The 18,758-nt window shown below is 70.3% G+C and carries 17 protein-coding genes; 1 reads left to right on the top strand and 16 read right to left on the bottom strand.

Annotated elements, in window-relative coordinates; all coding sequences use genetic code 11:
* Positions 1 to 62: 62 nt before the first annotated feature.
* Entirely contained in the window at positions 63 to 932 is an 870-nt protein-coding gene (locus ASG28_RS03965) for an A/G-specific adenine glycosylase (protein WP_055972242.1), read from the top strand.
* 30 nt (positions 933 to 962) lie between these two features.
* Here the strand turns inward: ASG28_RS03965 and rbfA are convergent, their stop codons facing one another.
* The 16 genes from rbfA to ASG28_RS03885 form a co-directional block, all read right to left on the bottom strand.
* On the bottom strand, positions 963 to 1,505 hold the full coding sequence (rbfA, locus tag ASG28_RS03960) for a 30S ribosome-binding factor RbfA (RefSeq protein ID WP_055972239.1): 543 nt from the start codon (positions 1,503 to 1,505) through the stop codon (positions 963 to 965).
* A 101-nt stretch (positions 1,506 to 1,606) separates the two neighbouring features.
* Positions 1,607 to 4,399 (bottom strand): translation initiation factor IF-2, encoded by a 2,793-nt coding sequence (gene infB, locus ASG28_RS03955; protein ID WP_055972237.1) that lies wholly within the window; start codon positions 4,397 to 4,399, stop codon positions 1,607 to 1,609.
* Positions 4,400 to 4,488: 89 nt separating this feature from the next.
* Positions 4,489 to 4,791, bottom strand: coding sequence for a YlxR family protein (locus tag ASG28_RS03950; protein ID WP_055972234.1), 303 nt, complete (start codon positions 4,789 to 4,791; stop codon positions 4,489 to 4,491).
* A gap of 92 nt (positions 4,792 to 4,883) precedes the next feature.
* Positions 4,884 to 5,873, bottom strand: coding sequence for a transcription termination factor NusA (gene nusA / locus ASG28_RS03945; RefSeq protein WP_055972230.1), 990 nt, complete (start codon positions 5,871 to 5,873; stop codon positions 4,884 to 4,886).
* A gap of 164 nt (positions 5,874 to 6,037) precedes the next feature.
* A complete protein-coding gene (locus ASG28_RS03940) occupies positions 6,038 to 7,798 on the bottom strand; it encodes a proline--tRNA ligase (RefSeq protein ID WP_055972226.1) in 1,761 nt (586 codons plus the stop codon).
* A 26-nt stretch (positions 7,799 to 7,824) separates the two neighbouring features.
* Entirely contained in the window at positions 7,825 to 8,661 is an 837-nt protein-coding gene (locus tag ASG28_RS03935; protein WP_055972223.1) for a hypothetical protein, read from the bottom strand.
* The gene (locus ASG28_RS03930) at positions 8,658 to 9,764 is read right to left on the bottom strand and encodes a VWA domain-containing protein (RefSeq protein WP_055972220.1); all 1,107 of its coding nucleotides are present in this window, start codon (positions 9,762 to 9,764) and stop codon (positions 8,658 to 8,660) included. Before ASG28_RS03930 ends, ASG28_RS03935 begins: the two co-directional genes overlap by 4 nt.
* Entirely contained in the window at positions 9,761 to 10,759 is a 999-nt protein-coding gene (locus ASG28_RS03925; protein ID WP_055972218.1) for a vWA domain-containing protein, read from the bottom strand. Before ASG28_RS03925 ends, ASG28_RS03930 begins: the two co-directional genes overlap by 4 nt.
* The gene (locus tag ASG28_RS03920; RefSeq protein WP_055972215.1) at positions 10,750 to 11,232 is read right to left on the bottom strand and encodes a hypothetical protein; all 483 of its coding nucleotides are present in this window, start codon (positions 11,230 to 11,232) and stop codon (positions 10,750 to 10,752) included. Before ASG28_RS03920 ends, ASG28_RS03925 begins: the two co-directional genes overlap by 10 nt.
* Entirely contained in the window at positions 11,219 to 12,106 is an 888-nt protein-coding gene (locus tag ASG28_RS03915) for a DUF58 domain-containing protein (RefSeq protein ID WP_055972212.1), read from the bottom strand. The genes ASG28_RS03920 and ASG28_RS03915 overlap by 14 nt, the downstream gene beginning before the upstream one ends.
* 5 nt (positions 12,107 to 12,111) lie before the next feature.
* Positions 12,112 to 13,143, bottom strand: coding sequence for an AAA family ATPase (locus ASG28_RS03910; protein ID WP_082454343.1), 1,032 nt, complete (start codon positions 13,141 to 13,143; stop codon positions 12,112 to 12,114).
* Between the two features lie 55 nt (positions 13,144 to 13,198).
* Positions 13,199 to 13,858, bottom strand: coding sequence for a methionine ABC transporter permease (locus ASG28_RS03905; protein WP_055972209.1), 660 nt, complete (start codon positions 13,856 to 13,858; stop codon positions 13,199 to 13,201).
* Position 13,859: 1 nt separating this feature from the next.
* Positions 13,860 to 14,921 (bottom strand): methionine ABC transporter ATP-binding protein, encoded by a 1,062-nt coding sequence (locus ASG28_RS03900; RefSeq protein ID WP_055972206.1) that lies wholly within the window; start codon positions 14,919 to 14,921, stop codon positions 13,860 to 13,862.
* Between the two features lie 84 nt (positions 14,922 to 15,005).
* Positions 15,006 to 15,929: a MetQ/NlpA family ABC transporter substrate-binding protein gene (locus tag ASG28_RS03895; RefSeq protein WP_055972203.1), complete on the bottom strand. Its 924-nt coding sequence runs from the start codon at positions 15,927 to 15,929 to the stop codon at positions 15,006 to 15,008.
* Positions 15,930 to 16,160: 231 nt separating this feature from the next.
* Positions 16,161 to 17,309 (bottom strand): flavodoxin-dependent (E)-4-hydroxy-3-methylbut-2-enyl-diphosphate synthase, encoded by a 1,149-nt coding sequence (gene ispG / locus ASG28_RS03890; protein ID WP_171007237.1) that lies wholly within the window; start codon positions 17,307 to 17,309, stop codon positions 16,161 to 16,163.
* Between the two features lie 80 nt (positions 17,310 to 17,389).
* A complete protein-coding gene (locus ASG28_RS03885) occupies positions 17,390 to 18,721 on the bottom strand; it encodes a M50 family metallopeptidase (protein WP_200925255.1) in 1,332 nt (443 codons plus the stop codon).
* Positions 18,722 to 18,758 lie beyond the last annotated feature (37 nt).

The raw sequence follows: 18,758 nt of genomic DNA, 5'->3' as shown, positions 1-18,758 counted from the left end.
ACCGTACGCCCGACGACCGACACGACGCCGGGGACGTCGTCGACGCGCCGTAGGCTCCTACGGTGAGCATCTCCCCCGCCGTGAACGCCTGGTTCCGCGAGAACGGTCGCGACCTCCCGTGGCGGCGACCCGGCTTCACGGCCTGGGGCACGCTGGTCAGCGAGATCATGCTGCAGCAGACCCCCGTGGCCCGCGTCGTCCCGCGCCTCGAGCAGTGGCTCGAACGCTGGCCCACGCCGGCCGACCTGGCGGCCTCGCCGGCCTCGGAGGCCGTGCGGGCCTGGGAACGCCTCGGCTACCCGCGTCGGGCCCTCGCCCTCCACGCCGCCGCCGTGGTCATCACCGAGAGACACGACGGGGTCGTGCCCGAGGACGTCCCGTCGCTCCTGGCGCTGCCCGGCATCGGCGACTACACCTCGCGTGCCGTCGCGGTCTTCGCCTACGGTCACCGTCACCCGGTCGTCGACACGAACGTCCGCCGCGTCCTGGCCCGCGCCGTCGAGGGGCTCGCCGAGCCATGGGCGCCCAAGGCCTCGCGCGACCTGCCCCTGATGGAGTCGCAGCTGCCCGTCGACCTCGAGGAGGCGCGGGTCGCGAACGCGGGCGTCATGGAGCTGGGTGCGCTGGTCTGCACGGCACGGTCGCCGAAGTGCGACGTCTGCCCGCTGGTCGAGCAGTGTGCGTGGGTGCTGGCAGGCCGTCCTGCGCACACCGGGCCGCGCCTCCGGACCCAGGCCCGCTTCGAGGGGTCGGACCGCCAGGTGCGCGGACTGATCATGGCCGAGTTGCGGGCCAGCGACGTCCCCGTCACCCCGGCCGAGATCGAGACGGTCTGGCCGGACGACGCGCAACGCACGAGAGCCCTCGCCGGGTTGCTCCGTGACGGTCTGGCCGCGGGGTCGCCCGACGAGGGCTATCGTCTGCCCGACTGAGGCGGACGGGCATCCTGACGGATGCTGCGGTCAGCGGGTGGAGCCGTCGGGCTCGGTCGAGCCGCCCGCGGCCGGGGCCTCGAGCTCGTCGTCCAGGGCCAGGTCGTCGTCCAGGTCGTCCTCGGCGTCGTCGAGGTCGTCGTCCGCGTCGAGGTCGCGCGGCTTGACGTACGGGTCGGCGTCGCCGGCGTACTCGGCCGACGAGGCCATGGTCTGGCTCTCGTGGTCGCGCTGACGGGCCTCTTGCAGCAGGCGGTCGATCGAGGCCGCGTTCTCGGGCAGGGCGTCGAGGATGAACTCGAGGCTCGGCGTGAGCCGCGCGGTGATGTTCTTGCCCACCTCGCTGCGCAGCATGCCGGTCGCCGACTTGAGGGCCGCACCCGTGTCACGTCGCTCGTCGTCGGTGCCGTAGACCGTGTAGAAGACCGAGGCGTGCTGCAGGTCGCCGGTCACCTTGACGTCGGTGATCGTGACGAACCCGAGGCGGGGGTCCTTGATGCCGCGTTCGAGACGCCGCGCGATGATCTCGTGGATGCGGTCGGCCATCTTGCGGGCGCGTTGCGCGTCAACCATTGTTCACTCCTGTTCGTGCTGCTCGCCGCCGTGGCGAGAGGGGTGAGGCCCCGCCCCGACCGTAGTCGGAGCGGGGCCTCGTGTACTGCGATGACGCCGGGTCAGACCCGGGGCTTCTCGACCATCTCGATGGTCTCGATCTCGTCGCCGATCTGGATGTCGTTGAACTTGCCGAGGCCGATGCCGGCCTCGAAGTCCGTCCGCACCTCGGTGACGTCGTCCTTGAAGCGACGCAGCGAGTCGATCGCCAGGTTGTCGCCGACGACGACGCCCTCGCGGATGACACGGGCACGAGCGTTGCGGGTGATCGTTCCCGATCGCACGATGACACCGGCGATGTTGCCGACCTTCGACGAACGGAAGATCTCGCGGATCTCGGCGACACCGGACTGCTTCTCCTCGAACTCGGGCTTGAGCATGCCCTTGAGCGAGTTCTCGATGTCCTCGAGCGCCGCGTAGATGACCGAGTAGAACCGCACGTCGACACCCTCGCGAGCAGCACGCTCACGAGCCTTCGTGTCGGGACGCACGTTGAACCCGATGATGACCGCGTTGTCGACCGTCGCCAGGTTGACGTCGCTCTCGGTGACCGCACCCACACCGCGGTGGATGATGCGCAGCTGCACGCTGTCGTCCACCTCGATCTTGAGCAGCGACTCTTCGAGCGCCTCGACGGCACCGGACACGTCACCCTTGATGATGATGTTGAGCGCCTCGACCTTGCCCTCTTCGAGAGCACGGGTGAAGTCCTCGAGCGAGATGCGCTTGCGGGCCTTGGCCAGCGAGGCGTTGCGCTCGACGGCTTCACGCTTCTCGGCGATCTGACGAGCCGTGCGGTCCTCCTCGGTGACGAGGAAGGTGTCGCCGGCTCGGGGAACGCTCGACAGACCCTGGACCAGCACGGGCCGGCTCGGGTAGGCCTCGTCGACCGAGTCGCCGTTCTCGTCGACCATGGCGCGGACGCGGCCGTAGGCCGTGCCGGCGACGATGGCGTCACCGACGCGCAGCGTTCCCGACTGGATCAGCACCGTCGCGACGGCACCGCGGCCCTTGTCGAGGCGGGCCTCGATGGCGACACCACGGGCGTCCTTGTCGGGGTTGGCACGCAGGTCGAGACCGGCGTCGGCCGTGAGCAGGACGGCCTCGAGGAGGGCGTCGATGTTCTTGTTGTCACGGGCCGACACGTCGACGAACATGACGTCTCCGCCGTACTCCTCGGCGACGAGGCCGTATTCGGTGAGCTGCTGACGCACCTTCGCCGGGTTCGCGCCCTCTTTGTCGATCTTGTTGACCGCGACCACGATCGGCACGCCGGCCGCCTGGGCATGGTTCAACGCCTCGACCGTCTGCGGCATGATGCCGTCGTCGGCCGCGACCACGAGGATCGCGATGTCGGTCACCTGGGCACCACGGGCACGCATGGCGGTGAACGCCTCGTGACCGGGGGTGTCGATGAAGGTGATGGCGCGCTCGACGCCCTCGTGCGGGGCCCACACCTGGTAGGCGCCGATGTGCTGCGTGATGCCACCGGCCTCGCCGGCGACCACGTTGGCGTTGCGGATCGCGTCGAGGAGGCGCGTCTTGCCGTGGTCGACGTGACCCATGACGGTGACGACGGGAGGACGGATCTGCAGGACGGACTCGTCCTCGTCCTCGAGCTCTTGCTCGAGGTCGATGTCGAAGCCCTCGAGCAGCTCTTTGTCTTCGTCCTCGGGCGAGACGACCTGAATGTTGTAGCCGAGCTCTTCGCCGAGGACCTGGAAGGTCGCCTCGTCGAGGGACTCGGTCGCCGTCGCCATCTCACCGAGGTGGAAGAGGACGGTCACCAGGTTGCCGGGGCTCGCGTCGATCTTGTCGGCGAAGTCGCTGATCGAGGCACCGCGACGGAGGCGGACGATGGTGCTGCCGTCGCCACGGGGGACGCTGACGCCACCCAGCGACGGAGCCGAACGCATCTCGAACTCGGCCCTCTTCGTCCGCTTCGACTTGCGTGCCTTGCTCTTGCCGCCACCGCGACCGAACGCACCGGCCGTGCCGCCACCGGGGCCACGGCCGCGACCGCCGCCACCGGAGGGACGGGGACCGCTGAAACCAGGGCGGAAGCCGCCGGCCGCGCCGGGAGCACCGGCACCGGGACGCTGGAAGCCACCACCGGCACCGCCGGGACGACCTGCGCCGCCACCGGCGGGACGCTGGCCGAAGCCGTTGGGACGGGGGCCGGCACCGACACCGGGACGCGGGGCGCCCGGACGGGGAGCACCGGGACGCGGGGCCATCGGGCGGGGGCCTGCGGCGCCACCGGGACGCGGCATGCTGCTGGCCGCACCGGAGCCGCCGGGACGGGGCGCGCTGGGGCGACCCATGCCCTGGTTGCTGGCGAAGGGGTTGTTGCCGGGACGCGGGGCACCGGGGCGGGGGCCGCCGGGCTTGGGACCGGCGGCACCGGGCTTGGCTGCGTCGTCGGCCGGAGCCGCCGCGTCGTCCTTGGCGGCTGCCGCGGCTGCGGCGCGCTGCGCCTCGGCCTGGGCCTGTCGCTCGGCGACCGTCAGCGGGGCGACGGGTGCGGGTGCCGCGTCGACGTCGGGCTCGGCCGCCGCCACGGGGGCGGGCGTCGGCTCGGCGACGGGGGGCTTGGGAGCTGCCGGACGGGGGCCGCCGGGCTTGGGTGCCGAACTCGCGGGCTGCGCGGCGGCACCGGCCGAGGGGGCCTTGGCAGCGGGGGTCGCGGGCTTCGCCGCGCCGGCGAATGCCTGGCGCAGCTTGCGGGCGACGGGAGGCTCGACGCTGGACGACGGTCCCTTGACGAACTCGCCCATCTCTTTGAGCTTCTCTAGTGCGGTCTTGCTGTCGATCCCCAGCTCGCTGGCGATCTCGTGTACGCGTGGTTTAGCCACAGTTCTCCTGTCTCGGGCCCTTCCCGAGACGGGAAGAGCCTTCAGTTCTGGACGGGTCTCATTTCGAGCCGCTCATTAGTGCTTGCTCATTAGTTGTCCATGTGCCGTTCAGCCTGTTCTGTCGTGGCGATGGGTCGTGAAGTGGTGATCCGCGTGAGGTGGGCGCGGAGCTCGTCGACGTCGGGTTCGGAGTCGAGGCGGAGTGCACGGCGGAAAGCCCTGCGCTTCACTGCCGACTCGAACGCGTCGATCGACGGCGTCAACCACGCACCCCGCCCGGGAAGGGTCGCGGTCGGATCGACCACGAGACGTCCGTTTCGGGCGACGACCCGCACGAGTGCGGATCGCGGAGCGCGCGCTCGAGTACCGATGCACGTTCTGACGGGTTCCACCTTACCCCCTCGGGTCGTCGGACGGGAGACGCCGAAGGCGAACGGCGTGGTGCGCCGGCCGCCCTCGTCGTGTGACGGTCGTGTCGGAGCGATCAGTCGTCTTCGAGGATGCTGTCCGGCTGGATGTCGATCCGCGCGCCCGTGAGCTTCGCGGCGAGGCGGGCGTTCTGCCCCTCTTTGCCGATCGCGAGCGACAGCTGGTAGTCGGGCACGAGGGCCCGGACGGCCTTGGTGGACGCGTCGATCACGAAGGCCGACGAGACCTTGGCCGGCGACAGCGCGCTGGCGACGAAGGTCGGCAGGTCGCTGGAGTAGTCGACGATGTCGATCTTCTCGTCGTTCAGCTCGGTGGTGACCGCACGCACGCGCTGCCCCATCTCGCCGATGCAGGCCCCCTTGGCGTTGACGCCGGGCTCGGTCGCGCGGACGGCCATCTTGGTGCGGTGACCGGCCTCGCGGGCCAGCGAGACGATCTCGACGACACCGCTGGCGATCTCGGGCACCTCGAGGGCGAAGAGCTTGCGCACGAGCGACGGGTGGGTGCGCGAGACCGTGATCTGCGGCCCCTTCGTGCCCTTGCTGACGCCGGTGACGTACACGCGGATGCGCGAGCCGTGGGTGTACTTCTCGCCCGGCACCTGCTCTTCGGGCGGCAGGATCGCCTCGACCGTGCCGAGGTCGACATGGATCATGCGGGGGTTGGGCCCCTGCTGGATCACGCCCGCGACGATGTCGCCCTCACGGCCCTTGAACTGGCCGAGCACCTTGTCGTCGCCGATGTCGCGCATGCGCTGGTTGATGACCTGCTTGGCCGCGAAGGCGGCGATGCGGCCGAAGTCGCTGGGGCTGTCGACGGACTCGCCGACGACCTCGCCCTCGTCGTCGCGTTCGATGGCGAAGACCGAGACGTGCCCGGTCTTGCGGTCGAGTTCGACGCGAGCAGCCGGGATGCGGCTCTCGGGCTGGTTCGTGTGCTTGAGGTAGGCCGTCAGGATGGCCTGCTCGATGATGCGCACGAGTTCGTCGAAGGGGATTTCACGCTCGCGCTCCATGAGACGCAGCACGCTCAGGTCGATGTCCACTGAGGGCCTCCACTATTCAGATCTGCAGGCTGCACGCACGATGGCGCGCACAGCATGGCTCTACGGTACCCGAGAGCGCGGTGCCCGGCGGACCGTTCGCCGGGGTCGGCACCGTGCCTCCTCGGGGTCGTCCCGACCGGGACGAGGAGGCGCGGTGCCGGCGCTCAGGACGCCCGCGGAGCCGTGAGGGTCGCGACGGCCTCGGCCACGGGGACCGGGGTGCGCTCGCCCGTGCGGCGGTCCCAGAGTTCGACGACGCCCTCGCCGGCCGAGCGGCCGACGACGACGATCTGTGGCACGCCGAGCAGTTCGGCGTCGCCGAACTTGACGCCGGGCGAGACCTTGGGACGGTCGTCGTAGAGGACGTCGAGACGGTGGGCCTCGAGGTCGGCGGTGAGCTTCTCGGCGACCTCGTAGACCACGGGGTCCTTGCCCGTGGCCACGACGTGCACGTCGAAGGGGGCGACGTTCGCGGGCCAGATCAGGCCCTTGGCGTCGTTGTTCGCCTCGGCGATCACCGCGAGGATGCGGGTGACGCCGATGCCGTACGACCCCATCGTGACCGTGACCTGCTTGCCGTTCTCGTCGAGCACCTTGAGGCCGAGCGCCTCGGCGTACTTGCGACCGAGCTGGAAGACGTGGCCGATCTCCATGCCGCGGGCGGTCTCGATCGGGCCGGAGCCGTCGGGGGCGGGGTCGCCCTCGCGGACCTGTGCGGCCTCGATGGTGCCGTCCGCGGTGAAGTCGCGACCCATGACCAGGCCGGCGACGTGCACGCCCTTCTCGTTCGCCCCGGTGACCCAGGCCGAGCCCTCGACCACGCGGGGGTCGACGAAGTAGCGGATGCCCGAGTCGGACTCGCCGCCGAGCACCTGGGGGCCGAGGTAGCCGCGGACCAGGACGGGGTTCTTCACGAAGTCGGCGTCGCCGGCGGCCTCGACCTCGGCCGGCGCGAAGGCGACCTCGAGCCGCTTCATGTCGACCTCGCGGTCGCCGGGCAGGCCGACGACGACGAGCTCACGGCTTCCGTCGAGGTGACTGAGCGCGACGACGACGTTCTTCAGCGTGTCGGCGGCCGTCCAGGGGCCGGAGTCCCGGGCCTCGTCGGCGTTGAGCTGGGCCACGAGCGAGTCGATGGTCGGCGTGTCGGCGGGTGCCAGGCGGCGGGCGGGGGCGAGGCCCTCGAGCGGGACCGTGTCGGGCACGATCGTCGTGAAGGCCTCGACGTTCGCGGTGTAGCCGCCGGCCGAGCGGACGAAGGTGTCCTCGCCGATGGCGGTCGGGTGCAGGAACTCCTCGCTGCGCGAACCACCCATGGCCCCGGCGTCCGCCTTGACGATGACGTACTCGAGACCGAGACGGGTGAAGATGCGCTCGTAGGCGTCGCGCTGCTTCTGGTAGCTCTCGTCGAGCCCGGCGTCGGACGCGTCGAACGAGTAGGCGTCCTTCATGGTGAACTCGCGGCCACGCAGCAGGCCGGCCCGGGGCCGCGCCTCGTCGCGGTACTTGTCCTGGATCTGGAACAGCGTCAGGGGAAGGTCTTTGTACGACGAGTAGAGGTCTTTCACCAGCAGGGTGAAGGCCTCCTCGTGCGTGGGAGCCAGCAGGTAGTCGGCGTCCTTGCGGTCCTTCAGCCGGAACATGCCGTCGCCGTACTCGGTCCAGCGCCCGGTGGCCTCGTAGGGCTCACGGGGCAGCAAGGCGGGGAAGTGCACCTCTTGGGCACCGGCGGCCTGCATCTCGTCGCGGATGACCGCCTCGATCCTGGCCTTGACGCGCAGGCCGAGCGGCAGCCAGGCGAAGACGCCCGGCGCCTGACGCCGGATGTACCCGGCACGGACGAGCAGCCGGTGGCTGGTCACCTCGGCGTCGGAAGGGTCTTCTCGGAGGGTGCGGACGAAGAGCTGGGAGAGACGTGTGGACACCCGTCCAGCTTAGGGGCGCGCCCGGGTCACCACGGCTTGCCGTCGTAGTCGCCCGGGTTCTGCTCGTAGTAGCGGTCGCGGTCGGTGTCTTGTTGCTGCTGCTGCTGGCTCTGCTCGCCCTGCTGCTGCAGCTGGTCGAGGGGGTCGTCGGACTCGGCCTGCCCCTCGCCCTCGCCGGGCTCGTCTCCCCCGGCACCGGGATCGCTGCCGTCGTCGCCTCCGGGCTGCTGCTCGTCGCCCTGGCCCCCCTGGGCCTGCTGCCCCTTCTCGTCGAGGCGCTGCTGGGCGTCGTCGAGCGGCTGCGAGGTGTCGGGTTGCTGGGGGTCCTCCGGCGGCTGGAAGCAACCCTCGGGCGCCTCGTCGACGGTCTTCTGCCCGAGTTCGTACAACGCCTCGGCGTCGGCGTAGCGCAGTTCGAGCAGGGCCGCGTCGCCCTGTGCCTCGATCGTGAGCACCAGGTTGACCCGGATGACGCACGAGATCGTCGCGTCGTCCGGGGCGAGGTCGAGCGCCGTGACGAACTCTTGCCGTGCCACGTCGAGCACGCCGATCTGCGCGTAGGCGGTGCCCCGGTCGAAGTGGTGCACCCACGGCTCGACCACGTTGGCGACGCCGAGGGGCTCCGAGAGGGAGGCGCTGCGTTCGAACTGCTGGTCGCCGTACGACCACTGCGTCAGGGCGGCGAACGTGGGCAGGCTGAGCAGCTTGAGCGCGACGAGCAGCACCACGAGGACGACCGGTGCCGACCAGAGCAGCAGCCGACGTCGGAGGCGCTTGCGGTACTGCTCGACGGTGGGCCCGGCCTCGGCCTCGTGGGCGCGGCGGATCTCGTCGACGGGCGGCGGGACGAGGGTGTCGGTCACGGGCGTGCTCCCCTCTCGGGTCGGGCGGCGTCGAGGGTCGACGTCGCGGCACGGCCACGCCCACGGCCCGGCCCACGCTCGTCGCGCAGGGGCCGTGTCGGGCGGACCTCGCCCAGGGCCCTGGCCACGAGGGCGACGTCGATCAACAACAGGAGGAACGCCGGGATCGCGGCGATCCAGTAGAGGTCGATCAGGCTGTCGGCCCGCCCCTCGTCGGAGGCGACGGCCCCGTCGCGGGCGTCCGCGACGGCGGCGTCCACGGACGTCTCGGCCGTGCGGTGCACGTACGGCACGCCGAGCTGATCGGCGATGCGCCGGAGGGTGTCCTCGTCGATGGTCGAGACGGCGTCGGGATCGCCGGGCTGCGTGCGGTCCTGGATGTACTCCTTGGTCGAGTACTCGTCGCCGTAGCCGTCGAAGACGCGCATCTTGCCCCCCTGCTCGGTGCCGTAGCCGAAGACGGCACCGCCGTCGACGTCGCCGGCCGAGGCCGCGAAGCTCTCGGGCTCGGTGCCGCTGGTCTGCTCGCCGTCGCCGAGGTAGTAGACGACGTTGGCTCGTTCTGGGGCGCTCTGCCGCGCCTCGGTCAAGCGCTCGGCCAGCAGGTCGTTCGCCTCGCTGACGGAACTGCCGCTCGAGTAGTAGGTGACCTCTTGGTTCATGGCGTCGGCCGCGGCGACCACGGCGGAGGCGTCGTCGGTCAGCGGCGTCCGCAGGACGGCGGTGCTGTCGAAGGACAGCAACGAGAACCGGGCTCCCGCCAGCTGCGAGGTGACCTCGGCGATGTCGGCCCGCACCCCGTCGAGACGACGCTGGCCGTCGCCCCAGTCCTCCGCCGCGATGCTCGAGGTCGTGTCGACCACGAAGAAGACGTTGAGCTGCGCGACCGACGCCTGCGCCGACCCACCCGGGAGGCTCGGGCGCACCGCGACGACGAGGAGCAGGGCCACGATCACCAGACGTCGCACCCAGGTGAGCAGGGCCCGTCGTCGGCCCCGCTCGGCCACCACGCGCCAGCCGGTGAACCCGAGCAGGGCGACGGCGGCCACGGCGAGGAGCCACCAGGGCAGCACGGGCTGGAAGACCAGCGCGCCGGCGATCACAGCCGCACCCGCCAGAGCATCACGAGCCCACCCATCGCGACGAGCAAGGCCGCGATGGCCAGAGCCTGCGGATGGTCGGTCACCACGAGCCGTCGGGCCCCCGTGAACAGCCCCGCCTCGCGGGCGTCGATCTCGTCGACGATCTGCGGCACGGTCGTCGAATCGTCGAGGGCGTAATAGCCGCCGTCGGTCGACTCGGCCGCGGTGCGCAGTTCGTCGGCGACCTGGTCGGCCACGGCGTCCGTGGCGTGGTCGGCGGGGTTCACGGCGTACACGCGGACGTCGCGCTCGGTCGCCAGGTCGGCTGCCTCGGTGAGCGTGAGCAGGGCCTTGCCGTTGACGTAGTTGTCGGTGGCGAGCACGACCGACTTGGGTCGCGTGCTGTCGTCGTCGCCGAAGCCGAGGACGCACGAGGCCAGGCCGTCACCGATCAACGAGGCACCGTCACCGAGGTCGGTGCCCGTCCAGTAGCGGGTCCCGTTCTCGCCCATGGTGTCGAACGAGTCGCGGTACTGCTCGAGTTGCGTGCGGACGAAGTCGTAGTCGTCGGTGAGCGGGAAGGCCTGCACGGCCGAGCTGTCGAAGAGGTAGAGCCCGACGCGTTCGCCGTCGAGCCCCTGCGAGAGGGTCGAGAACGTGTCGACGATCTGGGAGTCGACCTCGGTCATCGAGCCCGACACGTCGAGGCAGAGCATGATGTCGCGCTTGTACGACTGGGGTTCGACGACGTCGGTGCTCGAGACGCGGGCCGCGAGCAGGACGCTGATGCCGGTCAGCGCCACCATGGCGACGAGCACGACCGCGAGGGCGGCACGGTAGCGCCGGACGACGCGCTGGTAGGCGGGCAGCGCGGTCAGCCGCTCGCCGTGCGCGACCGGGACGCCGAGACGACGGAGGCGCGCCCTGTCCCGGCGCCTCCACCGCACGTAGAGCCACGCCGCCACCGCCACGACCGCCAGTGCGACCAGCGGCAGCCACCAGAAAATCAGCCCCATGAGGACACCAGGTCTCTCGCGGTGGCCACGGCACGGGCGGTGTCGCCGGGCTCTTCGAGTCGGAAGGCCGGCGGGTAGTACTGCTCGACCGCCCCGGCGAGCCGGGGCAGGTTCGACTCGCGCAGGTCGGCGAGGGTCATCACGTGCGTGTCGACGCCGTTCGTCTCGTGTGCGAAGAACCGCAACAGCAGGCTGAGCCGCGAGTGCACCCCGCGGTCGTTGAGCCGCCCCGAGATCGCGGCCGTCTCGACCTCGTCGATCAGGGCGAGGTACTTCGCCTTGGTGTCGGCGAGGGCAGGCGGTCTCGACGCCGCCTGGGCCGCTCGCTGGGCCGGGGGAAGTCGGCGTGCCGAGAAACGGAACACGAAGACGTACCAGGCGACCACGAGGGCCAGCCCGGCCAGGCCGAGCACGAGCCAGAGCAGCCAGAGCGGGTACTGGTAGGGCCCGAAGAAGTCGTCAGCGCCCGACACGACGGTGCTTCTCGATCAGGGCGAACAGACCCGGCACGACCTCGGCCTGGCTGCCGAGTCGTTGGCTGCTGATGCCGAGGGCCAGGAGCTCGCGCTCGGTGTCGCCCACGCGTCGGACGGACGAGTCGTCGAACTCGCGCCGGAGCTGTGCGTTCTCGCGGAGGTAGGCCGGGAGCCCGGACATCTCTCGCACGTCGAAGACCTCGCCGGCGTGGCCCGCGCGGGTCATCAGGTCGGCGTCGCCGATCGTCAGCCAGACGACCTCGTGCTGGGCGCGCAGACGGCGCAGCAAGCGGGTGATGCGCTCGTCGATCGCGACGTCGTCGGTGACCACGAGCAGCATCGAGCGGCGCCGGATGCCGCGGGCGACCCACTCGAGCACCGAGGCGAGGTCGCTCGTCGGGGCGTCCAGGTCGACCCGTCGGTCGACCTGGCGCAGAAGGGTCTCGAGGTGGGCCTCGGTCGCGCCGGCCGGGTGCGCGCGGGTACCCGACGAGTCGCCCGCCACCAGGGACACGACGTCACCGTGCTTCGCGGCGATGTAGGCGAGGGCGCCCGCCGCCATCAGCGCGATGTCTTTCTTGGACTCGCCGCTCGTCGCCGTCGCCGCCATGTTGCGACCGGTGTCCATCACCAGGACGAGGTTCTGCCGGCGGCTGGCGATGTACCGCTTGACCAGGGGCTCGCCGTGACGGGCCGTCGCCTTCCAGTCGATGTCTTTCACTTCGTCGCCCGGGACGTAGGCCCTGAGGTCGTCGAAGTCGTGGCTGCGCCCGTGGTGCACCGAGGCGTAGCCGCCTTCGAGCAGGTCGATCGTGCGTCGGTGGGCGAAGAGCCCCATCTTCGTCCGCACACGCAGCAGCAGGCTGGCCACCGGCGTCAGGGGGTCTGGACGGCGCCGAACACGGCGTCGATGATCGTCTCGGGCGCGACCTCGTCGGCCGTGGCCTCGTAGTTGAGGATCAGGCGGTGTCGCAGCACGGAGTGTCGCAGGTGCTTGACGTCTTCGGGGATGACGTAGTCGCGCCCGTGCAGCAGGGCGAGGGCCCGGGCAGCCTGCATGAAGGCGATGCTCGCCCGCGGGCTGGCCCCGAACTCGACGTAGTCGGCGAGGGTGGCCGGGATGTACTGCTGAGGGTGCCGCGTGACGTAGATGAGCTGGACGATGTAGTTGACGATCGACGCGTCCACGTAGACGCGCTTGGCGAGGTCTTGCAGGTAGACGACGTCGGCCAGGCCGACGCCGGTCGAGGGTGCGGCGGTCTCGTCGTAGACGCCGCTCTCGATGCGCCGGATGATCTCGGCCTCTTCGGCCGGAGTCGGATAGTCGAGGATCTCTTTCAACAGGAAGCGGTCGAGCTGCGCCTCGGGCAACTGGTAGGTGCCCTCTTGCTCGATCGGGTTCTGCGTGGCCAGGACGAGGAAGGGCGACGGCAGCCGGTAGACCGTGCCACCGATGGTGGTCTGCCGCTCTTGCATCGCCTCGAGCATGGCGCTCTGGGTCTTGGCGCTCGATCGGTTGATCTCGTCGAGCAGGACGAAGTTCGAGTGGACCGGCCCGAGCTGGGTGACGAACGTCGACTTCTGGGCGTCGTAGATCTGCGTGCCCGTGATGTCGCTCGGCAGCAGGTCGGGCGTGCACTGGATGCGCCGGAAGCTGGCGTCGATCGACTGCGCGATGGTCTGCGCGGCGGTCGTCTTGGCCAGCCCCGGGACGCTCTCGAGCAGGACGTGCCCACCGGTGATCAAGGCGACGAGCAGGGTGTCGCGGAGGGCCGTCTGACCCACGACCTTGCGGCCGAAGGCCTGAGACACCGCCCCGACGATCTGCCTGGCCCGCTCGAGTTCGGCGGGCGTCACGGGGGCCGAGGCCGGCGGCGGGGTCTGGCTGGCGGTGGCGGTGTCGGTCACGCGCCCCACTGTAAACCAGTCCCCCGACAGCGCCGGCGCCCACGGCCCCGGTGCCTCATCGACGCAGCGCGCGCCTCGCCAGCCAGTTGCCGAGGAACTGGACGAGCTGCACCAGGACGATGATCAGGAGCACCGCGGCCCAGGTCACGACCGGGTCGAACTGCCGATAGCCGTAGAGCAGGGCGAAGTTGCCGAGCCCGCCGCCGCCGATGTAGCCGGCCACCGCCGACATGTCGACCAGCGCGACGAAGATGAACGTGTACCCGAGGACGAGCGGTCCGAGCGCCTCGGGCAGCAGCACCGTGCCGATGATGCGGGCCGGCCCGGCCCCCGCGGCTCGTGCGGCCTCGATGACGCCCGGCTGCACGGTGAGCAGGTTCTGCTCGACGATGCGCGAGATGGCGAACGACGCGGCGAGCGACAGGGTGAAGATGATGGCCGGGTTGCCGCTGCCCGAACCGATGACGAACCTCGCCAACGGCTGGGCCGCGGCCAGGAAGATGATGAACGGGATCGGCCGGAACACGTTCACGACCACGTTCAGCACACCGTAGACGACGCGGTTCGCGAACAGCGCCCCGCCCCGCGTCAGGTAGAGCGCCAGGCCGAGCACGAGTCCGCCGATGCCGCCGAAGAGCAGCGTCAGGGCGACGATGTAGACGGTCTCGACGGCCGCCTGCCACAGCATCGGCTGCAGTTTGATCAGGGAGTCCATGTCAGCGTCCTTCCGTGGGTGCGGCCGAGGTCGCCGGCGAGGTGGGCAGTTCGGTCGCGTTGTCGCCCAGCTCGGCGACGGCCGCCCGGACGGCAGCGTCGTCGCCGGTCACGGCGAGGGTCAGGGTGCCGAAGGTGCGCCCCTGGATGTCGTTGACGCCACCGAAGACGATCTCGAACGAGAGGCCGTGACGGGCGAGCAGCGCGAAGACGTCGCGCTGGTCGACGCCGCCCTCCGCGATGCGCACCGACACGAGGGTGCCGTCGTGCCGGGCCCGCAACGCCTCGAGCTCGTCGCCGTGCGGCGTGCCCGCGATGACGGTCGAGACGAACCGTTTGGTCGACGCCTGCTGCGGGTCGGAGAACACCTCGAAGGTGGGGCCGGTCTCGACGACGCGTCCGGAGTCCATCACGGCCACCCGGTCGGCGATCGACTTGATGACGTCCATCTCGTGGGTGATCACGACGATGGTGATGCCGAGCTCGGCGTTGACGCGCTTGAGCAGCGCGAGCACCTCGCTCGTCGTCTCGGGGTCGAGGGCGCTCGTCGCCTCGTCGGCCAGCAGGATGCGGGGGTTCGTCGCGAGCGCCCGGGCGATGCCGACGCGCTGCTTCTGTCCACCCGAGAGCTGGTCCGGCCGCGCGTGGGCCTTGTCGCCGAGGCCGACGAAGTGCAGCAGGTCGCTGATGCGCCGCTGGTGCTCGGCCTTCGGCACGCCCGCCGCCTTGAGCGGGAACTCGACGTTGCCCCAGACCGTCTTCGACGAGAAGAGGTTGAACTGCTGGAAGATCATGCCTATGCCGGCCCGGACCCCGCGCAGTTCGCGCTCACGCAGGCCGGTGATCTCGCGACCGTCGACGCGGATGCTCCCGCTCGTCGTGGGCTCGAGGGCGTTGACGAGGCGTACCAGGGTGCTCTTCCCCGCGCCCGAGTAGCCGATGATGCCGAAGATCTCGCCCTCGGCGATCTCGAGGCTGACGCCGTCGACCGCGGTCAGCGGTGCGGCGCCCTTCTCGCGGGGCGGGTACGTCTTGACGACGTCGGTCAGGGTGATGGCGGGCACGCGTTCTCCTCGGCACGGGCGGAGGCCCGGACCGCGGGCGGGTGTCTGCGCGCGGTCCGGGCCGGGGGTGGCGACCTGGTGGGGTCAGCCGTTCTGTTCGACGAGCTTCTCGGTCTCGGTCAGCGATTTCTCGAGGTCGCTCGCGGGGATCTTCGTGATGATCGCCGTGCCGCCCGAGTTGTCGACGACGCCGTCGGTGACGGTCTTGGTGTCCTGGTAGATCTGGACGAGCTTCTGGTAGGTCGCGTTGTCCTTGTCCTCCGCACGGGCGGCGAAGACGTTGGCGTAGGGCACCGACGACGGGTCGTTGGGGTCGTCCTGCGCGATGACGTCGTCGGTCGACAGGCCGGCCTTGGTCGCGAAGTCGTTGTTGATGATCGCGCCGGCGTAGTCGGGCAGCGACGTGGCGGCGAGGTCGGCGCTCACCGTGGCGACCTTGACCTTCGACTTCGACTCGTCGACGTCGTTGACGCCCGAGAAGATCGTGCCGCCGTCCTTCAGCGAGACCAGGCCGTTCGACTGCAGCACGAGCAGGGCGCGGGCCAGGTTGCTCGAGTCGTCGGGGATCGCGATGGTGTCGCCCTGCTGGAAGTCGCTCAGCTCGGTGTACTTCGACGAGTACAGCGGCAGGGGGTAGATCGCCGTCGAACCGATCGGCACGATGTCGTTGCCCGAGGCCACGTCGTACTGCGCGAGGTAGACGATGTGCTGGAACTGGTTCAGGTCGATCTCGCCGTCGGCGAGGGCCGGGTTCGGCTGCTCGTAGTCCGAGTAGTCCACGAGGTCGACCGTGATGCCCTCGTCGGCCGCGGCCTGGACGAAGTCGGCCCAGTACGGGTCGCTCGCGCCGACGACGCCGATGCGGACGGTCTCGTCGTCGCCACCGCCACGGGTGACCCCGATCGCGATGCCGACGGCGGCGAGCACGACGACGACCGCGACGATGATGGCGATCAGTCGACCGGGGCCCTTCTTGGGGGCGTCGATCAGGGGGGCGCTGCTGGTCATGGGTTCCTCTCGGGGCGCTGCTGGAGCACCGCTCGGGGGTGGGCCGAGGCTGTCGCGGTGCGTGCTCCATGCTGGCCGACGCCCCGGGGCGCGTCACATCGGGGCGTCACACGACGACACACGGCTGGGGCGGCCCCGGGCACGGACGCGACCGCACGCAGGAGGCGCGGTGCGAGAACCCTCGCACCGCGCCTCCTGAAGGGGGTCGCGTCGCCCCCGGGGCGTATCGGGTCAGACGGTGACGACCTCGGGCGAGCCCAGCTCGCCGGGGGGCATCTCGGCGGCGAGGCGGTTCGCCTCGTCGATGAGCGTCTGGACGATCTCGGACTCGGGGACGGTCTTGATGACCTCGCCCTTCACGAAGATCTGCCCCTTGCCGTTGCCGGACGCGACGCCGAGGTCGGCCTCGCGGGCCTCGCCCGGGCCGTTGACGACACAGCCCATGACGGCGACGCGCAGAGGCACGGTCATGCCCTCGAGCCCGTCGGTGACGTCGTTGGCGAGCTTGTAGACGTCGACCTGGGCACGACCGCAGCTGGGGCAGCTGACGATCTCGAGCTTGCGCTCGCGCAGGTTGAGCGACTGCAGGATCTGCAGGCCGACCTTGACCTCTTGGGCGGGCGGGGCACTGAGGCTGACACGGATGGTGTCGCCGATGCCCTCGCTCAGCAGGATGCCGAACGCCGTGGCCGACTTGATCGTGCCCTGGAACTCGGGACCGGCCTCGGTGACGCCGAGGTGCAGGGGCCAGTCACCGCGCTCGGCGAGCTGACGGTAGGCCTTGACCATGACGATCGGGTCGTTGTGCTTGACCGAGATCTTGAAGTCGTGGAAGTCGTGCTCTTCGAACAGCGAGGCCTCCCACACGGCGGACTCGACGAGCGCCTCGGGCGTGGCCTTGCCGTACTTCTGCAGGATGCTGGGCTCGAGCGAGCCGGCGTTGACGCCGATGCGGATCGAGACGCCCGCGGCCTTCGCCGCGGCGGCGATCTTGCCGACTTGGTCGTCGAACTTGCGGATGTTGCCGGGGTTGACCCGGACGGCCGCACAGCCGGCGTCGATCGCCTGGTAGACGTAGTTGGGCTGGAAGTGGATGTCGGCGATGACCGGGATCTGGCTCTTCTTCGCGATGATCGGAAGGGCCTCGGCGTCGTCACGGCTCGGCACGGCGACGCGCACGATGTCGCAGCCGCTGGCGGTGAGCTCGGCGATCTGCTGCAGGGTGGCGTTGATGTTGGGGGTCGGAGTCGTGGTCATCGACTGCACGCTGACGGGGGCGTCGCCGCCCACGAGCACCTTGCCGACCTTGATCTGCCGCGTCTTGCGGCGCGGGGCGAGGACTTCGGGGACCTTCGGCATTCCGAGATTGACTGCTGGCACGGTGTCATCGTAAACCTCGGCGCTGGACGCCGCGTGACGGGCGGGTGACCGGCCCGTCACGCGACGCCCGCCACCGGTCGTCAGCCGAAGATGTCGATCGGGTTCACGATGTCGGCATAGGTCAGCAGGACGGTCATGCCCCCGAGCAGGATCACGATGGCGAAGGTCACGGGGATGGCCTTGGCCGTGTCGACCGGGCCCGGATCGGGACGGCGGAAGAGCTTGGCGAAGCCGCGGCGGATCGCCTCGATGAGGGCTCCGGCCACGTGGCCGCCGTCGAGCGGCATGAGCGGCACCAGGTTGAACACGAACAGCGCGACGTTGAGGCTCGCGAGCAGACCGACGAGGGTGCTGATGCGGTCGACCACCGGGATGGTGTCGAGGCTCGCGATCTCACCCGCCATGCGTCCGACGCCGACGACGCTGACCGGGCCGTTCGGGTCGCGCTCGGCCCCGCCGAAGGCGGCCTGGGCCACCCCGACCAGACGCTGCGGCAGCGTGACGATGACGCCGACGACGTGCGCGATGTTGTCTCCGACGGCCGGCAGCACGGCCGTCACGGGCTCGCGTACCTTCTCGTAGGCGAAGCCGATGCCGACGAAGCCGACCTCTTGCGTCTGCGAACTGCCGTCGGGGTTCGTCGCCACGGCCCCGCTCGACGTGGTCACGTACCGCTCGGACAGCGCCGGCGTCACCTGCAGCGTGCGCTCGGTGCCGTCGCGGTCGACGACGACGTCGAGGGTGTCGCCGGGAGAACGCTGGAGGATGCTCGTGATCTGGTCGCCGTCGGTGACGGTCGTGCCGTCGATCGACACGATGCGGTCGCCGTTCAGCATGCCCGCGGCGTAGGCGGGGGCCTCGGGCGCGTCGGACGGGCAGCTCGTCTCCGTCGACCCGGCGGGCAGGACGCAGGTGCTGACGCTGCCGACGGTCGTGCTCGCCTGCTGGACGCCGAAGCCGCAGAGCAGCACGGCGAACAGCACGATCGCGATGAGCAGGTTCATGAACGGCCCGCCGAGCATGATGACGACGCGCTTGTACACGGGCAGGCGGTAGAAGGTGCGCGACTCGTCGCCCTCGTCGACGGTCTCGGCGCTGGCGGTCCGGGCGTCCTGCACGAGGGTGTTGAAGAAGCCGGTGCTCGACTGGCGCGCGCCTCCCCCGGTCTTGCCCGGAGGGAACATGCCCGACATCGAGATGTAGCCGCCGAGGGGCAACGCCTTGACGCCGTACTCGGTCTCGCCCTTCTTGCGCGAGAAGACGGTCGGCCCGAAGCCGATCATGTACTGGCCGACCTTCACGCCGAACTTCTTCGCCGGCACGAGGTGGCCCACCTCGTGCAGGGCGATCGACACGGCCAACCCGACGACCATGACCAGGACGCCGAGCACGAAGAGGAGGATCGTCTGCACCGGGCAAGGGTAGCCGCCCGTGGCCGGACGTCCACCG

Origin of the sequence: Frigoribacterium sp. Leaf415, from assembly GCF_001424645.1 — a bacterium.
Lineage (GTDB): Bacteria > Actinomycetota > Actinomycetes > Actinomycetales > Microbacteriaceae > Frigoribacterium.
The sequence above is the reverse complement of the archived record's forward strand: the minus strand, read 5'-3'. Positions and strand labels throughout refer to the sequence as shown.

Coding starts and splice junctions, on each gene's coding strand:
- ASG28_RS03895 (WP_055972203.1), bottom strand. CDS start 15,929: ATGACCAGCAGCGCCCCCCTGATCGACGCCCCCAAGAAGGGCCCCGGT.
- rbfA (WP_055972239.1), bottom strand. CDS start 1,505: ATGGTTGACGCGCAACGCGCCCGCAAGATGGCCGACCGCATCCACGAG.
- ASG28_RS03905 (WP_055972209.1), bottom strand. CDS start 13,858: ATGGACTCCCTGATCAAACTGCAGCCGATGCTGTGGCAGGCGGCCGTC.
- ASG28_RS03925 (WP_055972218.1), bottom strand. CDS start 10,759: ATGGGGCTGATTTTCTGGTGGCTGCCGCTGGTCGCACTGGCGGTCGTG.